We start from the raw sequence: 19,030 nt of genomic DNA, 5'->3' as shown, positions 1-19,030 counted from the left end.
GCGCCGCGATCATGAAAATCATCGTTCCCGTCAAGCGCGTGGTGGACTACAACGTCAAGGTGCGCGTGAAGGCCGACCAGTCCGGCATGGACTTGGCCAACCTCAAGATGAGCATGAATCCGTTTGACGAGATTGCGGTGGAAGAAGCCGTGCGCCTGAAGGAAAAAGGCGTGGCCACCGAGGTCATCGTTGTCTCCTGCGGCGTGGCGCAGTGCCAGGAAACGCTGCGCACGGCCATGGCCATCGGTGCCGACCGCGCCATCCTGGTGGAGACCGCCGAAGAGCTCCAGCCCCTGGCCGTGGCCAAACTGCTCAACGCTGTGGTGGACAAGGAACAGCCTGGTCTCGTGATCCTAGGCAAGCAGGCCATCGACGACGACTGCAACCAGACCGGCCAGATGCTGGCCGCGCTGGCCGATCTGCCGCAGGGCACGTTCGCCTCAAAGGTCGAGGTGGCCGAAGGCGCAGTCAATGTGACGCGCGAAGTCGACGGCGGCCTGGAAACCCTCAGGCTTTCCCTGCCGGCCATCGTCACCACCGACTTGCGCCTGAATGAGCCGCGCTATGTGACGCTGCCGAACATCATGAAGGCCAAGAAGAAGCCGCTGGACACCGTCAAGCCTGAAGACCTTGGTGTGGACGTGACTGCGCACATCAAAACCCTGAAAGTCACCGAACCCCCCAAGCGCACGGCCGGCGTCATGGTGGGCGACGTGGCTGCCTTGGTCGAGAAGCTGAAAAACGAGGCAAAAGTCATCTGAGCCGGAAACCCGACCGAACACTGGAACACAGAACATGACCGCACTCGTCATCGCCGAACACGACAACGCCACCATCAAGGGCGCCACCCTCAACGCCGTCGCCGCCGCTGCCCAATGCGGTGGTGAGGTGCACGTGCTGATCGCCGGATACAACGCCGCCGCCGCTGCGGCGGCTGCCGCCCAGATCGCCGGGGTATCGAAGGTGATCCACGCCGACGCCGAATCCCTCGCCCATGCGCTGGCCGAAAACATCGCCGCGCAGGTTCTGGCCATCGCACCGAATTACACCCACATCCTGTTCCCCGCCACGGCAAGCGGCAAAAACATCGCTCCGCGCGTGGCCGCCAAACTGGACGTGGGCCAGATCAGCGACGTCATCAAAGTGATCGCCGCGGACACCTTCGAGCGTGCCATCTATGCCGGCAACGCCATCGCCACCGTACAAAGCGCCGATGCCATCAAGGTGATCACCGTGCGCGGGACCGGCTTTGAGGCGGCGGCTGCATGCGGTGGCAGTGCTGCGGTGCAAACCGTCACTGCCGCCGCCGACAGCGGCAAGAGCACGTTCCTTGGCAGCGAAATTGCCAAGACCGAGCGCCCCGAACTGACCGGCGCCAAGATTGTCGTCAGCGGTGGCCGCGCACTGGGCAGCGCCGAGAAATTCAGCGAAGTCTTGACCCCGCTGGCCGACAAGCTGGGGGCCGCGCTGGGCGCCAGCCGTGCTGCGGTGGACGCGGGCTACGCGCCCAACGACTGGCAAGTTGGCCAGACCGGCAAGATCGTGGCGCCGCAGCTCTACGTGGCCTGCGGCATTTCCGGTGCGATCCAGCATCTGGCCGGCATGAAGGACTCCCGGGTGATCGTGGCGGTCAACAAGGATGCTGAGGCGCCAATTTTCGCGGTGGCCGACTACGGCCTTGCGGCTGATCTGTTCGTTGCGGTGCCGGAACTGGTCCAGTCCCTCTGAGCACCAACGGGCCAGCTGTCGTGATGCACGTTCTGATCCACGCAGCCCGGGAGCACTTGTGCATCCGGTGCGCCGTTCGTGCTGGATGCGAATGTGGACCATGTGCTGGTTGTCCCCAACCACGTGGGCTGGGTCACGATGTCCCATGATGCGCCGGAGCCGGCGAGCGAACACAATCGGCCGGGATCGATGTCTGTGGCCGTTGTTGCGCTATGCAGGAGCGGCCACGTTCTTGCGTTCGTGATGGCAGGTTGGATCGCCACCAGGCAACGGTTGGTCCTCGATGTGAATTCCCGGGTCAAGGCGTCACGCGGCAGCACTCTCATCGGCTACCCAGGTCTCGGCGTCAACGCCTTGATCCAGACGCCGCATGTTCTCCAGCAGCTTCAACAGGTAGTGCAAGGTGTGGGTAATGTCGCCCATCGAAAATTCTGCCAAGGCTTGTTCATAGTAGGCGTGAATTTTGGGCTGTGCCTTCACCAACCAGACCACACGTCCCGAATCGGTCATCTTGATCAGGCGGGAGCGGCGGTCTTTCGCACTGGTCTCCATGCGAATGTGACCATCGCGTTCCATGCGCCCAATGACCCCTGTGAGGTTTTGGCGACTGACCATCAGGTAGCGAGCCAGCTCGTTCACTCCCATGCCCTCTTGCGCCTCTTCGCGCGACAGGGCCCCCAACACCGCCCATTGTTGTGTGGTCAGGCCTTCGCTTTCCACCGCCCGCGATCCAGTCTTATGCAATAAATTCGCGCATTGATACAGGCGAAAGAACAGCCGATTGGCCAGCTCCATGCGGGCGATGTTGGATTTAGAAGGATTCATGAGTGACTTCGCGCTGATTGTCCTTGCCTGCAAGAAATTCTATTCAAGTCAATATGTTGTCGTACTATCGTTGTGAAAACTGAAGTTGTCAAGCCGATCGACTCATGCGCGCAGCTGGTGGGACGCAGCGAGCGCTTTCTTGGAAAAATAATCCCATGAGCATGATGGCCGCATCAATTCATGGCCACGGTGGCAACGAGGTGGTGAGGGTTGGGCCGCGCCCCCTGCCAATGCGACATCCCGGCCATGTGTTGGTGCGCATGCAGGCGGCCACCATCAACCGGGTGGACCTTTACATGCGCGACAGTGGCGCGGGCATCACCCACCGACTCCCGCAGATCATGGGCCTGGATGGCGCCGGCACGGTCGAAGCGGTGGACGCCGGCGAGCGGCTGCTCCAGCCCGGACAGTCCGTGGTGCTGCACCCGGGCATTACCTGCGGCCGCTGTGAGTTCTGCCAGCGCGGCGAGGGGGTGCTGTGCCTGCACATGAGCCTGCTCGGTGAGCACCGAGACGGCACCTTTGCCCAGTACGTGAGCGTGCCGGCCAGCAACGTGTTTCCCATGCCGGCAGGCCTGTCGTTTGCCCAGGCGGCTGCGCTTGGCGTCAACCATCTGACGGCGTGGCGCATGTTGTTCACCAAGGCGCAGCTCAAGCCCTGGGAGACCGTGCTGGTGTTCGGCATTGGCGGCGGCGTGTCGCTGGCGGCGCTGCAGCTGGCCAAGCGCACCGGGGCGCGGGTGATCGTGACCTCGCGCGACGACGCCAAGCTTGAACGGGCCCGTGCCCTGGGTGCAGACCATACGATCAACGGCCAGACGCAGGACGTCGCCAAGGCCGTCATGGCCGCCACCGGCGGGCGTGGCGTGGACGTGGTGTTCGAGAACGTGGGCGCCCGCGTGTGGTCGTCGGCCATGAAGTCGCTGGTGCGCGGCGGACGGCTGGTGACCTGCGGTGCCACCACAGGCGATCAGCCGCCGGCCGACCTGCGTCGCATCTTCATCCGCCAGTTGCAGATCCTCGGCTCCACGCTGGGCGACTTCGACGAGCTCCGCGACCTGCTCGACTTCGTGCAGCGCACCGCCCTCCAACCCGTGATCGACAGCGAGTATGCACTCGGCCAGGTTCACGCCGCGCTGAACCGCCTGGAGTCGGGTGCGCAGTTCGGCAAGGTGGTTTTGCGCATCGATTGAGTTTTCCCACACTGGATTCCTCCATGACCCAAGTTCATACCGAAGCGATTGGCGACGTGCTGCTGATCGAAATCAACAACCCGCCCATCAACGCGGGATCGCTTGGCGTGCGCCAGGGACTGAAGGACGCGATCGCGCAGCTCGCAGCCGAGCCCACGCTGCGCGCAGGCGTCATCATCGGCGCCGGGAGCACTTTCGTGGCCGGCTCGGATCTGCGCGAATTCGGCCAGCCGTTGCACGAGCCGCAACTGCCGGACGTGCTGGCCGCCATTGAAGGCTGTGCCAAGCCGGTGGTGGCGGCGCTGCACGGCGCTGCGCTGGGCGGCGGCCTCGAACTCGCCTTGGCCTGCGATGCGCGCATCGCGCTCGCTGGCACGGTGCTGGGGCTGCCGGAGGTCACACTGGGCATCATTCCCGGTGCGGGCGGCACGCAGCGCCTGCCGCGCCGCACCGGTTGGGTGCGAGCGATCCAGATGGTCTGTAGCGGGGAGCGCATTACGGCCGACACGGCACGCGACCTGCGCCTGGTGGACGAGGTGGTGGCGACCGAGTTGCAGGCCAACGCCGTGGCGCTGGCGCGCCAGCTTGCGGGCAAGTGCCGCATCAGCGAAGAGTCTGTGCCCGCCGAGGAAGCGGCCGCGATCGAGCAGGCCGAGCAGGCGGCCCTGCGCGCGGGCAAGGGTCGGCCGGCCGTGGTGGCCGCCATCGAAGCGCTTAGGGACGCCGCGCGTCTGCCGTTCGCCGAAGGCCTGGCTCGCGAGCGAGCCGTGTTCCAGCAGTTGCGCGGCTCCGCCGAAGCGCATGCGCTTCGGCACCAGTTTTTTGCCGAACGGGACGCGGTGCGCCTGCCCGCCGACGTGCAGGCGACGCCGCGCGGCGTGCAGACCGTGGCCATCATCGGCGCCGGCACCATGGGCACGGGCATCGCCATTGCTGCGCTCGACGCGGGACTGTCCGTCGTGCTGCTGGAGCAGGACGAGGCTGCGCTGGAGCGCGGTCGCCAGAGGGTGGCGGACTACTACCAGGGCCGTGTGGCTGCGGGCAAACTTCAGGCCAACGCCGCCGCCGCCCGCCAGGCGCGCCTGCAGCCGAGCACCGATTGGACGCAGCTCGCCCGCGCCGACCTCGTCATCGAGGCGGTGTTCGAGGACCTCGCCGTCAAGCTGGACGTGTTCCGTACGATCGACGCCCACGCGCGTGTGGGCGCGGTGCTGGCCACCAACACGTCGTACCTCGATGTGGATGCCATTGCCCGTGCCACCGCCCGCCCGCAGGACGTTCTCGGACTGCATTTCTTCAGCCCGGCCAACGTGATGAAGCTGCTGGAGGTGGTGCGTGGCGCACAGACCGCGCCCGATGTGCTGGCCACCGGGATGGCTTTTGGCAAGCAACTGCGCAAGTTGCCAGTTCTGTGCGGCAATGCCTTCGGCTTCATCGGCAACCGCGTCTACAACGCCTATCGCAAGCAGTGCGAATTCATGCTCGAAGATGGCGCCTGGCCGGAAGACGTGGACCAGGCCCTGCAGGGCTTTGGCTTCGCGATGGGCCCATTTAGCGTGGCCGACCTCTCGGGCCTGGACATTGCCTGGCGCATGCGCAAGGCCCAAGCCGCCACGCGCGACCCGCGCGAGCGCTACGTCGCCATCCTGGACCATCTGTGCGAGTTGGGCCGCCTGGGCCGCAAGACGGGTGCGGGGTACTACACCTATGCCGATGGCCGCCAGGGCAAGACCACCGACGCCACAGTGCGCGGGATCATCGAAGCAGCCTCGGCACAGCGCGGCCTGATACGCCGGCCGCTTGAACCCGCCGAGATCCAGCGCCGCGCCTTGCTGGCCATGGTCAATGAGGCGGCGTTGCTGCTGGCCGAAGGCGTTGCCCAGCGCGCGAGCGACATCGATGTGGTGCTGGTGCAGGGCTACGGTTTCCCGCGTTGGGAGGGCGGCCCCGTCTTCTGGGCCCGCCAGCAGGACCGCGCGCGCCTTGAACAGGACCTGCAACGCCTGGCCGCCACATCGGGCCACGGCTTCCGGCTGGCCGACCTCACACCCATGCTCAACCCCTGATGCTTTCGGAGACTACGATGCCCTACGCCTTCATCTGCGACGCGATCCGCACCCCCTTTGGCCGCTACGGCGGCGCCCTGAGCTCGGTGCGAACCGACGATCTGGCCGCCATCCCGCTCAAGGCCCTGATGGCGCGCAACCCCGGCGTGGACTGGGGTGCGGTGACCGACGTTCTCTACGGCTGCGCCAACCAGGCCGGCGAAGACAACCGCAACGTAGCCCACATGGCCAGCTTGCTCGCCGGCCTGCCCCCCGCGGTGCCCGGCAGCACCATCAACCGCCTGTGCGGATCCAGCCTGGACGCGGTGGGCACGGCCGCGCGTGCCATCAAGTCCGGTGAAGCCACCCTCATGATCGCCGGCGGTGTGGAGAGCATGAGCCGCGCGCCCTTCGTCATGCCCAAGGCCGAGAGCGCCTTCAGCCGCGCCAGTGCCGTGTACGACACCACCATCGGCTGGCGCTTCATCAACAAGCTGATGAAGGAGAAATACGGGGTCGACTCCATGCCCGAGACCGCCGAGAACGTCGCCACGGATTACAAGATCGAACGCGAAGCCCAGGACCGCATGGCCTTGTCGAGCCAGAAGAAGGCCGTGGCTGCACAGAAGGCGGGGCATCTGGCGCGCGAGATCTGCCCGGTGAGCGTTGCGCAAAAGAAGGGCGAAGCCTTGATTGTCGACAAGGACGAACACCCTCGCGAGACCAGCCTGGAGGCGCTGGCCAAGCTCAAGGGCGTGGTGCGACCCGAAGGCACGGTGACGGCGGGCAATGCCAGTGGCGTGAACGATGGCGCCTGCGCGCTGCTTCTGGCCGACGAGGCGGCTTGCACAAAGCACGGCCTTACCCCCAAGGCTCGCATCCTGGGCATGGCGACGGCTGGGGTGGCGCCGCGCATCATGGGCATCGGCCCGGCACCGGCGACGCAGAAAGTGCTGGCGCTCACCGGCTTGAAGCTGGAGCAACTCGACGTGATCGAACTCAACGAGGCTTTTGCCGCACAAGGGCTGGCGGTGCTCAGAATGCTGGGGCTGAATGACGACGACCAGCGCGTGAACGCCTGGGGCGGCGCCATCGCCTTGGGCCACCCGCTGGGCGCCAGCGGTGCGCGCCTGGTGACCACCGCCGCCAACCGCCTGCACGCAACCGGCGGACGCTACGCGTTGTGCACCATGTGCATCGGGGTGGGGCAGGGCATCGCCGTCGTCATTGAGCGCGTGTGAAACTTACCGACGTCCCGTTACAAGGAATCTTGATGAGCCCAGAAGCGATCCTCAGCACCTACGGCCCGCGCGAAGTGATGGCATACGACGTGGTCGTTGTGGGTGGTGGCCCTGCCGGGCTGGCCACCGCCATCCGCCTGAAACAGCTCGCTGCCGACCAAGGCAGCGAGCTCAGCGTCTGCGTTCTGGAAAAGGGCTCCGAACCGGGTGCCCACATTCTCAGCGGCGCGGTCATGGACCCTAGGGCGATCACCGAACTCTTCCCGGACTGGAAGGAACGCGGTGCACCGTTGCTGCAGCCCGTGACAGGCGACACCCTGTTGGTGCTTCGCGAGACCGGTGCGACCCGCACCCCGGAATGGCTGATGCCGCGCAACTTCCACAATAAGGGTTGCCACGTCATCAGCCTTGGCGCCGTGACCAAGTGGCTCGCAGACCAGGCCGAAGGCCTGGGCGTGGAGATCTTCCCCGGCTTCCCCGCCGCCGAGGTGCTCTACAGCGAGGAGGGCGCGGTCAAAGGGGTCGCCACCGGAAACCTGGGGGTGGGCAAGGACGGCGAGCCGGGGGATAACTTCCAGATCGGCATGGAGCTGCACGCCAGGTACACCGTGTTCGCCGAAGGTGCGCGCGGCCATCTGGGCAAACAGCTGATCGCGAAATTCAAACTGGACGAGGGCAAGGACGCCCAGACCTTCGCCATCGGCATCAAGGAGCTCTGGGAAGTGCCGGCTGACAAGGCCAAACCCGGCCTTGTGGTGCACACCGCCGGTTGGCCGATGGACGACAGCACCTTCGGCGGGGGTTTCCTGTACCACATGGAAGGCAACAAGGTCACGCTGGGCATGGTCGTGGGCCTGGCGTACCCGAACCCCTGGCTCAGCCCGTTCGAGGAGATGCAGCGCTGGAAAACGCACCCGAGCATCAAGGCGCACATTGAAGGCGGCAAGCGCCTGGGCTACGGCGCCCGCGCACTGAACAACGGCACGCCCCAGGCACTGCCCAAGCTGGTGTTCCCCGGCGGCGCGCTGGTCGGTTGCGATGCCGGCTTCCTGAACGCCGCCCGCATCAAGGGCAGCCACGCGGCCATCAAGAGCGGCATGCTGTGCGCCGAAGCCGCGTTTGAAGCGGTGACGGCCGGCCGCGGCGGCGACGAGCTCACGGCCTTTCCCGAGCGCTTCAAGACGAGCTGGTTGTACGACGAGCTCTGGACGTACCGCAACTTCAAAAACTGGTTCAAGAAGAGCCCGTTCATGGGCAAGCTGATGACGGGCGTGGAGCACTGGTTCCTGCCCAAGGTGGGCGTGCGCAGCCCGCCCTGGACGCTGCACAACACCACCAAGGACCACACCACGCTGCGTCCGGCGGCCGAGATGCCGCAGATCGCCTATCCCAAGCCCGACGGCGTGATCAGCTTCGACCGACTCTCCAGCGTGTTTGTGTCCAACACCAACCACGAAGAGCAGCAGCCGGCGCACCTGACGCTGAAAGACGCTAGCGTGCCGGTCAGGATCAATCTGGCCAGGTACGCCGGTCCCGAGAGCCGCTACTGCCCGGCTGGCGTGTATGAGTTCGTCAACAAGGATGGCGCAGATCAGCTCGTCATCAACGCGCAGAACTGCGTGCACTGCAAAACCTGCGACATCAAGGACCCGACGCAGAACATCGCCTGGGTCACACCCGAAGGCGGCGGCGGGCCGAACTATGCGGGCATGTGAGCGCCAGAGATAGCGCCTTAACCCGTGCTTGCTCGGCATCGGGGATGGCGCAGAGCCGCGCTCCATGTCGATCAACCGGCGGCGTCGACATTGCCAATGCCGCACGCCGTGCGGCTTCCTTTCGTGCGTGGTACGGTGAAAATGGGGGCCCAGCCCGGCGCTGGGGGGATTACGCAACAAATTTGCGGGGTGGTAAGGTTTTGGAACCTGAAAGGTGTAATCTGATCACAATTGGAGGATGCCCATAGACCAGCGAAGGCTCAGTCGAAAACTTAGAATTCGATCATGTCCATTCCACGCAAAATCTCCGGTTCCGACCCTGGTTCTGCGGCTGTCGTCGAGCGCCAGGAGCAAAAGCTCAAGCCGCCGCCGCTGTATCAGGTGGTCATGCTGAACGACGATTTCACGCCGATGGAGTTCGTGGTGTTCGTCATTCAGGAGTTTTTCCGCAAGGACCGTGAAACCGCCACACAGATCATGCTCAAGGTGCATCAGCACGGTCGTGCGGTTTGCGGTGTGTATGCGAAGGATGTTGCAGCAACCAAGGTCGAGCAGGTGATGTCGGCGGCGCGCCAGGCCGGTCACCCCTTGCAGTGTGTGATGGAGGCCATTTAGGAGAGTGTCATGATTGCCCAGGAACTGGAAGTCAGTTTGCATATGGCCTTTGTTGAGGCGCGCCAGCAGCGGCACGAGTTCATCACGGTCGAGCATTTGCTGCTCGCGTTGCTGGACAACCCCTCGGCGGCCGAGGTGTTGCGTGCCTGCTCGGCCAATATCGACGATCTGCGCAAGAGTCTGTCCGCCTTTGTCAAGGAAAACACGCCCGTGGTGCCTGGCACCGACGACGTGGATACCCAGCCGACCCTTGGCTTTCAACGCGTCATCCAGCGTGCAATCATGCACGTGCAGTCGTCCTCCAATGGCAAGAAGGAAGTGACGGGTGCCAACGTGCTGGTGGCAATCTTCAGCGAGAAGGATTCGCACGCCGTGTACTACCTCCACCAGCAGGGCGTGACCCGGCTGGACGTGGTGAATTACCTTTCGCACGGAATCCGCAAGACCGATCCGGTTGAGCAAGCCAAGCCGGTGGGTGGCAGCGCGGGCGACGAGGAGGACAAAGAGGGCAAGGACACGCCTTTGGATCAGTTCACGCAAAACCTCAACCAGTTGGCGCGCGATGGGCGGATCGACCCGCTGATCGGCCGCGAGGCCGAGGTCGAGCGCGTCATCCAGGTGTTGTGTCGTCGGCGCAAGAACAATCCTCTGCTGGTCGGTGAGGCCGGGGTGGGAAAGACGGCAATCGCCGAGGGTTTGGCGTGGCGCATCGTGCAGGGTCAGGTGCCATCCGTGCTGGAGCACGGCGTCGTGTACTCGCTCGACATGGGCGCGCTGCTGGCCGGGACCAAATACCGGGGCGATTTCGAGCAGCGCATCAAAGCCGTGATCAAGCAGATCAAGGAGATGCCGCATTCCATCCTGTTCATCGACGAGATCCACACGCTCATCGGCGCGGGGGCGGCTTCTGGCGGCACGCTGGATGCATCCAACCTGCTCAAACCGGCATTGACGTCCGGCCAGTTGCGCTGCATCGGCGCCACCACGTTCAACGAATACCGTGGCATCTTTGAGAAGGATGCGGCGCTGTCGCGCCGGTTCCAGAAGATCGACGTGGTCGAACCCAGCGTGGAGCAGACGGTGGAAATCCTCAAGGGTCTGAAGTCGCGCTTCGAGGAGCATCATGGCGTCAAATACGGCGCCGGTGCGCTCGCTGCCGCAGCGGAGCTTTCGGCCAAATACATCAATGACCGCCACCTGCCAGACAAGGCAATCGACGTGATCGATGAGGCCGGTGCAGCCCAGCGCATCCTGCCCAAGAGCAAGCAGAAGAAGACCATCGGCAAAGGTGAGATCGAGGACATCGTGTCCAAGATCGCCCGGGTGCCAGTGCACAGTGTGACCACGGACGACCGCTCCAAGCTGAAGAACCTTGAGCGTGACCTGAAGAACGTGGTGTTCGGTCAAGAAGATGCCATCGGCGCGCTCGCGGCGGCGATCAAAATGACGCGATCGGGTCTGGGCAAGCCAGACAAGCCCATCGGGTCCTTCCTGTTCAGCGGGCCAACCGGGGTTGGCAAGACGGAGGTGGCGCGGCAGTTGGCGTTCGTGCTCGGCATCGAGCTGGTGCGCTTCGACATGTCCGAATACATGGAGCGTCACACCGTCTCGCGCCTGATCGGTGCGCCTCCGGGCTACGTCGGATTCGATCAGGGCGGGCTGCTTACCGAGGCGATTTCGAAAAAGCCGCATGCCGTCCTGCTGCTTGACGAGATCGAGAAAGCCCACCCGGACGTCTACAACGTGCTGCTTCAGGTCATGGACAACGGCACGCTGACCGACAACAACGGACGCAAGGCCGATTTCCGCAACGTCATTCTCATCATGACGACCAATGCGGGGGCCGAAACCATGCAAAAAGGCACCATGGGCTTCACGTCCAAGCGCGAGCGCGGCGATGAAATGGTTGACATCAAGCGCATGTTCTCGCCGGAGTTCCGCAACAGGCTGGATGCCATCATCAGTTTCCGGCCGCTGGACGAATCCATCATCCTGCGCGTCGTCGACAAATTCCTGCTGCAACTCGAGTCCCAATTGGCCGAGAAGCGGGTGGAGGCAACGTTCACGGACAAGCTGCGCAAGCACCTCGCAGCCGAGGGCTTCGACCCGCTGATGGGCGCGCGCCCGATGCAACGGCTGATTCAGGACACGATCCGCCGTGCCCTTGCCGACGAACTCCTGTTTGGTCGTCTGGTGGACGGAGGGCGGGTCACGGTGGATATTGACGAGTCGGGCAAGGTGCGTCTGGACATTGCCGAGCCCGAGCCAAAGCCTCGCAAGCGCGAAGCGGAGGATGCGCAGGCATAAGGCTGGGGCGGCGACCCTGACATGGGCACCCCCGCGCGGGGTGCCTTCTTTTTGTCGCTTACGCGCGCGGCGGTTTCCTCACCCCAGATCGGCGTCCAACACGGCGCCCTTGGATGCCGTGCCGGCCAGTTTGGCGAACTTGGCCAGAACGCCACGCTTGTAACGTGTCTGCGGAGGTGTCCAGGAAGCTCGACGGCGGGCGATTTCCGCCTCCGGCACGTTCAGGTTCAGTGTCAGGGTCGGGGCATCGATGGTGATGCTGTCGCCTTCCTGGATCAAAGCGATATCACCGCCGACCATGGCTTCGGGAGCCACGTGGCCGACCACCATGCCCCAGGTCCCACCCGAAAAGCGTCCGTCGGTGATCAGTCCCACCGATTCGCCCAAACCCGCTCCGACCAGGGCGGACGTTGGCGCCAGCATCTCAGGCATGCCCGGGCCGCCCTTGGGGCCGAGGTAGCGCAGCACCATGATGTCGCCAGCCTTGATCTGATTGGCCAGGATGGCCTCCAACGCGCTTTGCTCGTCGTCGAAGACCCGCGCCGGGCCGGTCATGCTCGGGTTCTTCAAACCGGTGATCTTGGCCACGCAGCCCTCGGGTGCAAGGTTGCCTTTGAGGATGGCCAGATGGCCGTGCGCGTACATGGGATTGGTGAAAGGGCGGATCACATTTTGGTCGGCACGCGGCTCAGCCGGCACATCGGCAAGATTCTCGGCCACTGTTTTGCCGGTAATGGTCATGCAGTCGCCATGAATGAGGCCGGCGTTCAGCAGGATTTTCATCACTTGGGGGATGCCGCCAGCGCGATGCAGGTCCGTGGCCACGTATTGCCCCGAGGGCTTCATGTCGCACAAGACAGGAGTGCGTTTGCGGATGGTCTCGAAGTCATCGATCGAAAACGGCACCTCGGCCGCGTGTGCAATCGCCAACAGATGCAGCACGGCGTTGGTCGATCCGCCCGTGGCCATCACGACCGCCACCGCGTTTTCCAGTGCCTCGCGGGTGACAATGTCGCGTGGCTTGAGACCAGCCCGCACAGCGGCCAGCAGGGTTCGCGCCGAGTCGCTGGCTGATTGCACCTTTTCCTCGTGCACATTCGCCATCGTCGACGAGTAGGGCAGCGACATGCCCATGGCCTCAATGGCACCGGACATCGTGTTGGCCGTGTACATGCCCCCGCACGACCCACTGGTGGGCACCGAGCATTGCTCGATGGCATCGAAATCCACCTGACTCATGCGACCGGCAGAAAATTCGCCCACGGCTTCGAAGACGGAGACAATATTCAGATCCTTGCCCTTGTAGTGCCCGGGCAGGATGGTGCCGCCATAGACAAAGATGCCCGGCACATTGCAACGCAGCATGCCAATCATCGCGCCCGGCATGTTCTTGTCACAGCCACCGATCGTCAGCACGCCGTCCATCCACTGGCCCTGGACACAGGTTTCCACGCAGTCGGCGATCACCTCGCGAGACACCAGCGAGTATTTCATGCCCTCGGTGCCCATGGACATGCCGTCGGCAATGGTCGGGGTGCCAAACACTTGGGGGTTGCCGCCGGCCGCGCGGACCCCCTCAATGGCTGCATCGGCAAGCTTTTGTAAGCCGGAGTTGCATGGTGTGATGGTGGAGTGCGCATTGGCGATACCAATCATCGGGTGTGCAAAATCGGCCTTTTTGTAGCCCATCGCGTAAAACATCGAGCGGTTGGGCGCACGGGCAACACCTTCGGTGATGTGGGCAGAACGGAGTTTGTCGGTCATGGAAATGGCAGAAATGGCAGTGCGAAAGCTCGCAGGCTGAAACGAAACGAAAATGGGGTGAACCGGTGCCGTCTGAAGCTGTCGTATCAGCTAGCGCGGCGGCCCTTTCGATGGGCAGTCAAACAACACCCGTACACTTCGCTTCCATGCTAATTCATCCCGATTTCAACCCCATTGCCCTCAAGCTGGGGCCGATTGAGGTCCACTGGTACGGCATCATGTACCTGCTGGGATTCCTCAGCTTCTGGCTGCTTGCCAAACGGCGCCTGAAGGACCAACCCTACGCCCGCTATGGCTGGACTTCGCGGGACATCGAGGATCTGCTGTTTGCCGGGGTGCTGGGCGTCATCCTTGGGGGACGCATCGGTTATGTGCTGTTCTACCAGCCCGACTATTACCTGGGTCACCCGGCGCAGATCGTCGCGGTCTGGGATGGGGGAATGTCCTTTCACGGCGGACTGCTGGGCGTGATGGCCGCTGCCGGTTGGTTTGCGTGGACGCGAAAGGTTTCGTGGTTGGACCTCATGGACTTTGTCTCCCCGCTGGTGCCGCCAGGGCTGGCCTTCGGTCGCATCGGCAACTTCATCAACGGCGAATTGTGGGGCCGGCAGGCGCCTGCCTGGTGGCCTGGTGCGATGATCTACCCCGAGTCGGGGAGCATGGTGCCACGTTTCCCGTCGGAGCTCTATGAAATGTTCCTCGAGGGCATTCTCCTGTTCGCGGTGCTGTGGTGGCTGTCGCGCAAGGAGCGTCCTCGCGGCTATATCGCGGGCTGCTTTGCGCTGGGTTATGGGCTTGCGCGTTTCACCGCGGAATTTTTCCGTCAGCCGGATGCCTTTCTCGGCTATCTCTGGTTCGGGCTCACCATGGGGCAGTTGCTATCGCTGCCGTTGATCGTATTGGGTGTCGCCATGATCGTCTGGGCCGAGCGCCGCGCCTCGCGCCTGAGCAAAGGCATGGCTGCCTGAGACGGTTTGGGCCTGCCGCTGCAGCACCCACGGCACATCCTGGGGCCTTGCAATGGACAGCCCTCGGGTGCGCGCTGCAGCCGCAAGGGCAAGCAGCGCCCGGTCCCGCGTGAGCAGGAGTTCTGCAGCGTGCTCCAAAGCCAGGTCGACGAATAGCTGATCGTCCGGGTCCGCGCATCGCAGGCTCGCGCACCCGGCCGGATGCAGCATGCGCGCATGGTCGCGATAGGCGGCGGCAATCCTCGCGCACAAGTCGGCGGCTCCGCCGCGCTTGGCGAATACCGGTCGCGCAGCGACTTCCAGGGCTTCCTCACGCATCGCATCCGTGGCCAGCCAAAGCGCTCGGCCGCTTTTCAGCCTGGTCGAAGCCTGCTGCATGGCGGGGTCGTCAAACACCAGCCAGTCGAGCACGACGTTGGTGTCCAGCACCCACATGGGTGCGTCGCCGTCCATCGGCGCAATGCCGGCGTTGTGCCTCAGGGTGTCAATGGGCAATCCAGCTCAAGGCATGCACGCCTTTCCACAGCATGTAGCTGGCCAAACCCAGCAGCAGGACGGCAAACACGCGTCGCAGGGCCCGCACGTGCAGTCGATGCGCGACGCTTGCCCCCACCGGTGCCATCAGCACGCTGGTGGCTGCGCAAGCAAAGAGCGCCGGCAGATACACGAAGCCGAGCGAGTAGGGCGGCAGCCCCGAGGCATGCTGGCCGGCCAGGACATACCCGACCAGGCCGCCAGCCGCAATGGGAAAACCCATCGCGGCACTGGTGGCAACGGCATTGCGCATGTGCACGCCGCGCCAGCTCAGAAACGGTACGGTGAGAAAGCCTCCGCCTGCGCCGACCAGCGAGGAGATGAAACCAATGAGACTGCCGGCTCCCATCAAAGCCGGCCTGGGCGGGAGCGACTCAGGGACTTCCGCAGTTGGGGTGTGGCCCGACAGCAGCATGCGCAGCGCCGAAAGGCCGACGAACACGGCGAAGAACATTGCAAGCCAGCCCGATTTGAGCAGTCCGGCGACTTGGGCTCCGATGAAGGTGCCAAGCACCGCGCCTGCGCCCATCCACACCGCAATACCCCAGCGCACGGCGCCGCGCCGGTGGTGCGCGCGCACGCTCGACGCCGAAGTGAAGAGGATGGTGGTCAACGAGGTGGCGATCGCCATATGCACGATGAGATCCGCGCCGAAGTGCTCGCGCGTGAACATCAAGGTGAGAAATGGCACGAGGAGCATGCCGCCACCAATGCCCAGCAGGCCGGCCATGAACCCGGTAAAGCAACCGAGCACCATCAGTTCAAGCAGGAACGGCCAAGGCATATCGTTCGGGGGATCTGTATGAGGAGGCCAGGTGGTCGTGCACCTGCGCGCGCAATGAGGTGTCTGCCCGAACCCTGCCGACCATTGATCCCTGAACCCTGTTGGGACAGGTGGGCAAGGTCACCACACTTCGGGAGCGTCTGCGCGAGACACTGCGCGCCCATGTGGGATCTTCCAAGCCCGAGGCAAAGCGCATCGGTTCAAGAAATGCCTGATCGGCGAGGCCAGGCAGACAGCGGCGATTGTAGGGGCGACCGCGCAAGCGTGCTGGCTGCGCGGTCTGGGCTCAGAGCAACTGGCCGTCGCTGTCGAGTGCGGCGTCAAGTTTTTGCTGCAACTGCCGCAGCCGCACAGGCAGGTCGGCCACCGCGGATTCGCCCGGCGCCGACGCTGGAACGCCAGCGGCGGCCAGGCGCTTGGCGTGAGCAAGATTGAGAGCCGCGAGAACCGCGATGCGTTCACGTGCACGGATCTTTCCCAAATCACGGATGCTGCACATCTCCCGATCCACCTCGGCCACGGCTTCACGTAACGCGTCCTGCTCGCCCTCGGGGCAGGCCAGGACGTAGCTTTGGCCCATGATGGTCACTTCAAGCGTCGCGCTGCTCACGGTGGTGTCTCGCAAAGTGGGCCCAGGCCGGCAATCCGGCTCAGGCGGGGTGATCGGGCGTGGCCAGCGCATCCGGCGGGTCAAGGCGCGCCAGCAGGTGGTCAACCCGGGTGCGCGCCTCGGTGAGGCGAATGCGCAGGCTGTCGCGCTCCGCCTCAAGCTGCCGTATGCGCTCCTGAAGCAGTGCATTGGTGCGCTTGAGCTCGGCATGGCGCAGGGCCAGACGATCGACCTTGTCGGCAAGATCGTCGAACTGGGCGGTTAAGTCGGTGGCGGACGTTGCGGGATCCATGCGATTGATTCTAGCCATGGCGCGAGGGTAAGCCGGCGGAATTCAATACGATAGGGGGGTTGGTGCTTGCGCGGCGTGTCATGTCGCGCAGTTAAACGGGAAACAGGGTGGTGTGCACCTCGAGGTGTCATCGCAACCTGTGCTGCCCCCGCAACGGTGTGTGGATGCAGGCGCGAGCCTGCCGCCCCCATGCATGGAGCCACTGGTTATCCGCAAGGATGCTGGGAAGGCGCATGGGGGAGATCCGCCAGCCCGGATACCGGCCAACAGGCGAAAACCGTAGCGCTGCCCGGGGTGAGGCAGGTGAGGTGCCCGAGTTGCCTGAAGCCGCGCAGCTCGGGCTCGCGTGGCTTGCGGTCAGGGGCGATGCGGTTTTCGGTTTCGGTCAACCGTGCGGGGGAGCGCGGAAGCCGCCATCGATCCAATGCAATCCCATGAAAACCGCCCGTTTTTCGTCCACGCCCGCATCGGCCCAGGCTCCGGCGTGCATTTCGCAACCCCGCTGCGCCGCGGCCCACTTCGGCGCCTGGCGCGCAGCCATGCCCTCGCGGGCCGCCCAGGTCGTCCTGTTCCTGCCTGCAGCGCTGTCGTGCGCTGCGGCTCACGCACAGCTGGCGCCGGGCAACGCCCCCTTGCTGCCCCCGGTGGTGGTGTCCGCCACCGGCTACCCGCAGCCCCTGTCCACTGCTTTGCCCAGCGTAAGCGTCATCACCCGGGAGCAGATCGAGGACTACGCAGCGCAGAACCTCACCACTCTTTTGCAGCAGGTTGCCGGTGTGCAGGTCACGTCCAACGGAGGACCGGGGCAAAGCGGCAACGTGTACGTGCGCGGCTTCAGTGGGCCCGACGTGCTCGTGCTGCTTGACGGTGTGCCGCTGAATGCGCAGGACTCCACCGGCGTGGCCTATCTCAACAATCTCACTACCGATCAGATTCAGCGCATCGAAATCATCCGCGGCAATGTCTCGGCCATCTATGGCTCGGGCGCCATTGGTGGCGTGGTGCTCATCACAACGCGCGAGGGCAGCCGCAAGCCCCAAGGATCCGTGTCGGTCACGGTGGGAAGCCGTGATACGACGACGACCTCGGCCGACGCAAGTGGGCAGATCGGCAAGACGGCGCTGCAGGCGGGGGTCAGCCGCTACACCTCGCAGGGCATTCCTTCGCAAAATCCGAGCCAGTCAGGACTGCCCAATCAGGCTGATGGATACCGCAATACGACCGCGCATGGCAGCGTCGTGCAGGAATGGGCTGCGGGCCAGCGTATGGGACTGCGCGCATTCAGCAGCGAAGGCCGCTATACCTACGACAACACCGAGAATGCGGGCCAAGTGCGACAGGAGCTTGGTCAGCTTTTCAGTGACAACCAGATCAACCCGAACTGGTTGTCCCACCTGGATCTCAGCCAGCAGACCACAACCAACGCCAACGCGGGCTCGTTCACCAGCGACTACCGGACCCGTGTGGATCAATTGTCGTGGCGCAACGTCGTGCAGCTGGGCAAGGGCTGGACGGCGACCGGCGGTCTGCAAGTCCAGCATCAGGGCATCACCGGTCGCTATGACTACGGATACGGCTACGCGGGCTCGCTGGACCGGACGCGCACTGCAAAGGCGCTGTTCGCCGGCTTGAATGGATCGTTCGATGGCAATGCGCTGCAGTTCAACGTGCGCCACGACAGCATCGAGGGCTATTCTGGCCAGAACACCGGCTACCTGGGATATGGGCGCGAGCTTGGGGGTGGGTTCAAAGCGATTGCCAGCTATTCCACGGCGTTCAACGCGCCGCCTTTGGGCTACCTTTACGACATCGGCAACGGAGGCAATCCGGATCTGCGCCCCGAGAAAGCGCATTCGGCAGAAGGCGGTCTGCAATGGTCCCGAGGTCCGAACGTCTGGCGCGCCACGCTGTTCCAGACCCAGGCAACCGACCAGTGGCAATATTTGGGTGGTGCCTTTCAGAACGTCGCGCGCAGCCGTACGCGCGGGCTGGAGCTGACGGGGCGTGGGAGCTGGAACAACTGGGCGTATGACGCGAATCTCACCTTGCAGCAGCCGGTTGACCTGACCAAGCCCGGTCATCCAACGCTGCAGCGCCGCGCCCGCAGCTTGGCGAATGTGGCGATCAATCACGCCATGGGCAGTCTGCTGCTTGGTGCTGCCGTGCATTACAGCGGGCCCCGCATGGACAAGAACTACGGCGCATACCCGGCCACCGATGCCGTCCTCGGCAGTTACACCACCGTTGATCTGACGGTCAGCGGCGCCATCACGGCGCAGTGGAGCTGGAACGCGCGGGTGCAGAATCTGTTCGACAAGAAATACCAGATGGTTTACGGCTACAACCGTGAACCCTTTGGGGTATTCGTGGGTCTGACTTGGCACCCGCTGGGTTTGTGACCGATCAACC

At 64.2% G+C, this 19,030-nt stretch carries 16 protein-coding genes and 1 riboswitch; of the genes, 10 read left to right on the top strand and 6 right to left on the bottom strand.

Going from position 1 to position 19,030, the window contains the following annotated elements:
- Positions 1 to 11 precede the first annotated feature (11 nt).
- On the top strand, positions 12 to 761 hold the full coding sequence (locus CD04_RS0107280; RefSeq protein WP_031405459.1) for an electron transfer flavoprotein subunit beta/FixA family protein: 750 nt from the start codon (positions 12 to 14) through the stop codon (positions 759 to 761).
- Positions 762 to 795: 34 nt separating this feature from the next.
- Positions 796 to 1,728: an electron transfer flavoprotein subunit alpha/FixB family protein gene (locus CD04_RS0107275; RefSeq protein WP_031405458.1), complete on the top strand. Its 933-nt coding sequence runs from the start codon at positions 796 to 798 to the stop codon at positions 1,726 to 1,728.
- A 306-nt stretch (positions 1,729 to 2,034) separates the two neighbouring features.
- Here the strand turns inward: CD04_RS0107275 and CD04_RS0107270 are convergent, their stop codons facing one another.
- Positions 2,035 to 2,553 carry a MarR family winged helix-turn-helix transcriptional regulator gene (locus tag CD04_RS0107270; RefSeq protein WP_031405457.1) on the bottom strand — a complete coding sequence of 173 codons (519 nt, stop codon included), beginning with the start codon at positions 2,551 to 2,553 and terminating at the stop codon, positions 2,035 to 2,037.
- Positions 2,554 to 2,657: 104 nt separating this feature from the next.
- Between CD04_RS0107270 and CD04_RS0107265 the strand changes: the two genes are divergently transcribed.
- The 6 genes from CD04_RS0107265 to clpA all read left to right on the top strand — a co-directional run bounded on the left by CD04_RS0107265 (position 2,658) and on the right by clpA (position 11,669).
- Positions 2,658 to 3,746: a zinc-binding dehydrogenase gene (locus CD04_RS0107265; protein WP_369792781.1), complete on the top strand. Its 1,089-nt coding sequence runs from the start codon at positions 2,658 to 2,660 to the stop codon at positions 3,744 to 3,746.
- 23 nt (positions 3,747 to 3,769) lie between these two features.
- Positions 3,770 to 5,812, top strand: coding sequence for a 3-hydroxyacyl-CoA dehydrogenase NAD-binding domain-containing protein (locus CD04_RS0107260; RefSeq protein ID WP_031405454.1), 2,043 nt, complete (start codon positions 3,770 to 3,772; stop codon positions 5,810 to 5,812).
- 17 nt (positions 5,813 to 5,829) lie between these two features.
- On the top strand, positions 5,830 to 7,032 hold the full coding sequence (gene pcaF / locus CD04_RS0107255) for a 3-oxoadipyl-CoA thiolase (RefSeq protein ID WP_031405452.1): 1,203 nt from the start codon (positions 5,830 to 5,832) through the stop codon (positions 7,030 to 7,032).
- A gap of 32 nt (positions 7,033 to 7,064) precedes the next feature.
- Positions 7,065 to 8,747, top strand: a complete 1,683-nt coding sequence (locus tag CD04_RS0107250; protein WP_031405450.1) for an electron transfer flavoprotein-ubiquinone oxidoreductase — start codon at positions 7,065 to 7,067, stop codon at positions 8,745 to 8,747.
- Positions 8,748 to 9,032: 285 nt separating this feature from the next.
- Positions 9,033 to 9,362, top strand: coding sequence for an ATP-dependent Clp protease adapter ClpS (gene clpS, locus CD04_RS0107245; protein ID WP_031405448.1), 330 nt, complete (start codon positions 9,033 to 9,035; stop codon positions 9,360 to 9,362).
- A 9-nt stretch (positions 9,363 to 9,371) separates the two neighbouring features.
- Positions 9,372 to 11,669, top strand: a complete 2,298-nt coding sequence (clpA, locus tag CD04_RS0107240) for an ATP-dependent Clp protease ATP-binding subunit ClpA (protein ID WP_031405447.1) — start codon at positions 9,372 to 9,374, stop codon at positions 11,667 to 11,669.
- Between the two features lie 78 nt (positions 11,670 to 11,747).
- On the opposite strand, the gene ilvD is transcribed toward clpA, so the two are convergent.
- Entirely contained in the window at positions 11,748 to 13,433 is a 1,686-nt protein-coding gene (gene ilvD, locus CD04_RS0107235; protein WP_031405445.1) for a dihydroxy-acid dehydratase, read from the bottom strand.
- A gap of 146 nt (positions 13,434 to 13,579) precedes the next feature.
- Between ilvD and lgt the strand changes: the two genes are divergently transcribed.
- The gene (gene lgt / locus CD04_RS0107230; protein WP_031405442.1) at positions 13,580 to 14,401 is read left to right on the top strand and encodes a prolipoprotein diacylglyceryl transferase; all 822 of its coding nucleotides are present in this window, start codon (positions 13,580 to 13,582) and stop codon (positions 14,399 to 14,401) included.
- On the opposite strand, the gene CD04_RS0107225 is transcribed toward lgt, so the two are convergent.
- The 4 genes from CD04_RS0107225 to CD04_RS21565 form a co-directional block, all read right to left on the bottom strand.
- Positions 14,312 to 14,896: a putative toxin-antitoxin system toxin component, PIN family gene (locus tag CD04_RS0107225; protein ID WP_156030162.1), complete on the bottom strand. Its 585-nt coding sequence runs from the start codon at positions 14,894 to 14,896 to the stop codon at positions 14,312 to 14,314. The two genes, lgt and CD04_RS0107225, sit on opposite strands and share 90 nt — an antisense overlap.
- On the bottom strand, positions 14,886 to 15,719 hold the full coding sequence (locus CD04_RS0107220) for a sulfite exporter TauE/SafE family protein (RefSeq protein WP_031405439.1): 834 nt from the start codon (positions 15,717 to 15,719) through the stop codon (positions 14,886 to 14,888). Before CD04_RS0107220 ends, CD04_RS0107225 begins: the two co-directional genes overlap by 11 nt.
- 286 nt (positions 15,720 to 16,005) lie before the next feature.
- Positions 16,006 to 16,329, bottom strand: a complete 324-nt coding sequence (locus tag CD04_RS0107215; protein WP_038167579.1) for a cell division protein ZapA — start codon at positions 16,327 to 16,329, stop codon at positions 16,006 to 16,008.
- 40 nt (positions 16,330 to 16,369) lie between these two features.
- The gene (locus CD04_RS21565; protein ID WP_231480493.1) at positions 16,370 to 16,639 is read right to left on the bottom strand and encodes a cell division protein ZapB; all 270 of its coding nucleotides are present in this window, start codon (positions 16,637 to 16,639) and stop codon (positions 16,370 to 16,372) included.
- Positions 16,640 to 16,664: 25 nt separating this feature from the next.
- A riboswitch (cobalamin riboswitch) is annotated at positions 16,665 to 16,904 on the top strand.
- A gap of 151 nt (positions 16,905 to 17,055) precedes the next feature.
- Here CD04_RS21565 and CD04_RS0107205 point away from each other — a divergent pair.
- Positions 17,056 to 19,020 (top strand): TonB-dependent receptor domain-containing protein, encoded by a 1,965-nt coding sequence (locus CD04_RS0107205; protein WP_231480492.1) that lies wholly within the window; start codon positions 17,056 to 17,058, stop codon positions 19,018 to 19,020.
- Positions 19,021 to 19,030: the final 10 nt, after the last annotated feature.

It is taken from the genome of Thiomonas sp. FB-Cd (assembly GCF_000733775.1).
Taxonomy (GTDB): domain Bacteria; phylum Pseudomonadota; class Gammaproteobacteria; order Burkholderiales; family Burkholderiaceae_C; genus Thiomonas_A.
The sequence above is the reverse complement of the archived record's forward strand: the minus strand, read 5'-3'. Positions and strand labels throughout refer to the sequence as shown.

Coding starts and splice junctions, on each gene's coding strand:
- CD04_RS0107280 (WP_031405459.1), top strand. CDS start 12: ATGAAAATCATCGTTCCCGTCAAGCGCGTGGTGGACTACAACGTCAAG.
- ilvD (WP_031405445.1), bottom strand. CDS start 13,433: ATGACCGACAAACTCCGTTCTGCCCACATCACCGAAGGTGTTGCCCGT.
- clpS (WP_031405448.1), top strand. CDS start 9,033: ATGTCCATTCCACGCAAAATCTCCGGTTCCGACCCTGGTTCTGCGGCT.
- clpA (WP_031405447.1), top strand. CDS start 9,372: ATGATTGCCCAGGAACTGGAAGTCAGTTTGCATATGGCCTTTGTTGAG.
- CD04_RS0107250 (WP_031405450.1), top strand. CDS start 7,065: ATGAGCCCAGAAGCGATCCTCAGCACCTACGGCCCGCGCGAAGTGATG.
- CD04_RS0107265 (WP_369792781.1), top strand. CDS start 2,658: ATGCGCGCAGCTGGTGGGACGCAGCGAGCGCTTTCTTGGAAAAATAAT.
- CD04_RS21565 (WP_231480493.1), bottom strand. CDS start 16,639: ATGGCTAGAATCAATCGCATGGATCCCGCAACGTCCGCCACCGACTTA.
- CD04_RS0107205 (WP_231480492.1), top strand. CDS start 17,056: ATGAAAACCGCCCGTTTTTCGTCCACGCCCGCATCGGCCCAGGCTCCG.
- CD04_RS0107220 (WP_031405439.1), bottom strand. CDS start 15,719: ATGCCTTGGCCGTTCCTGCTTGAACTGATGGTGCTCGGTTGCTTTACC.
- CD04_RS0107260 (WP_031405454.1), top strand. CDS start 3,770: ATGACCCAAGTTCATACCGAAGCGATTGGCGACGTGCTGCTGATCGAA.
- CD04_RS0107270 (WP_031405457.1), bottom strand. CDS start 2,553: ATGAATCCTTCTAAATCCAACATCGCCCGCATGGAGCTGGCCAATCGG.
- CD04_RS0107275 (WP_031405458.1), top strand. CDS start 796: ATGACCGCACTCGTCATCGCCGAACACGACAACGCCACCATCAAGGGC.
- pcaF (WP_031405452.1), top strand. CDS start 5,830: ATGCCCTACGCCTTCATCTGCGACGCGATCCGCACCCCCTTTGGCCGC.
- lgt (WP_031405442.1), top strand. CDS start 13,580: ATGCTAATTCATCCCGATTTCAACCCCATTGCCCTCAAGCTGGGGCCG.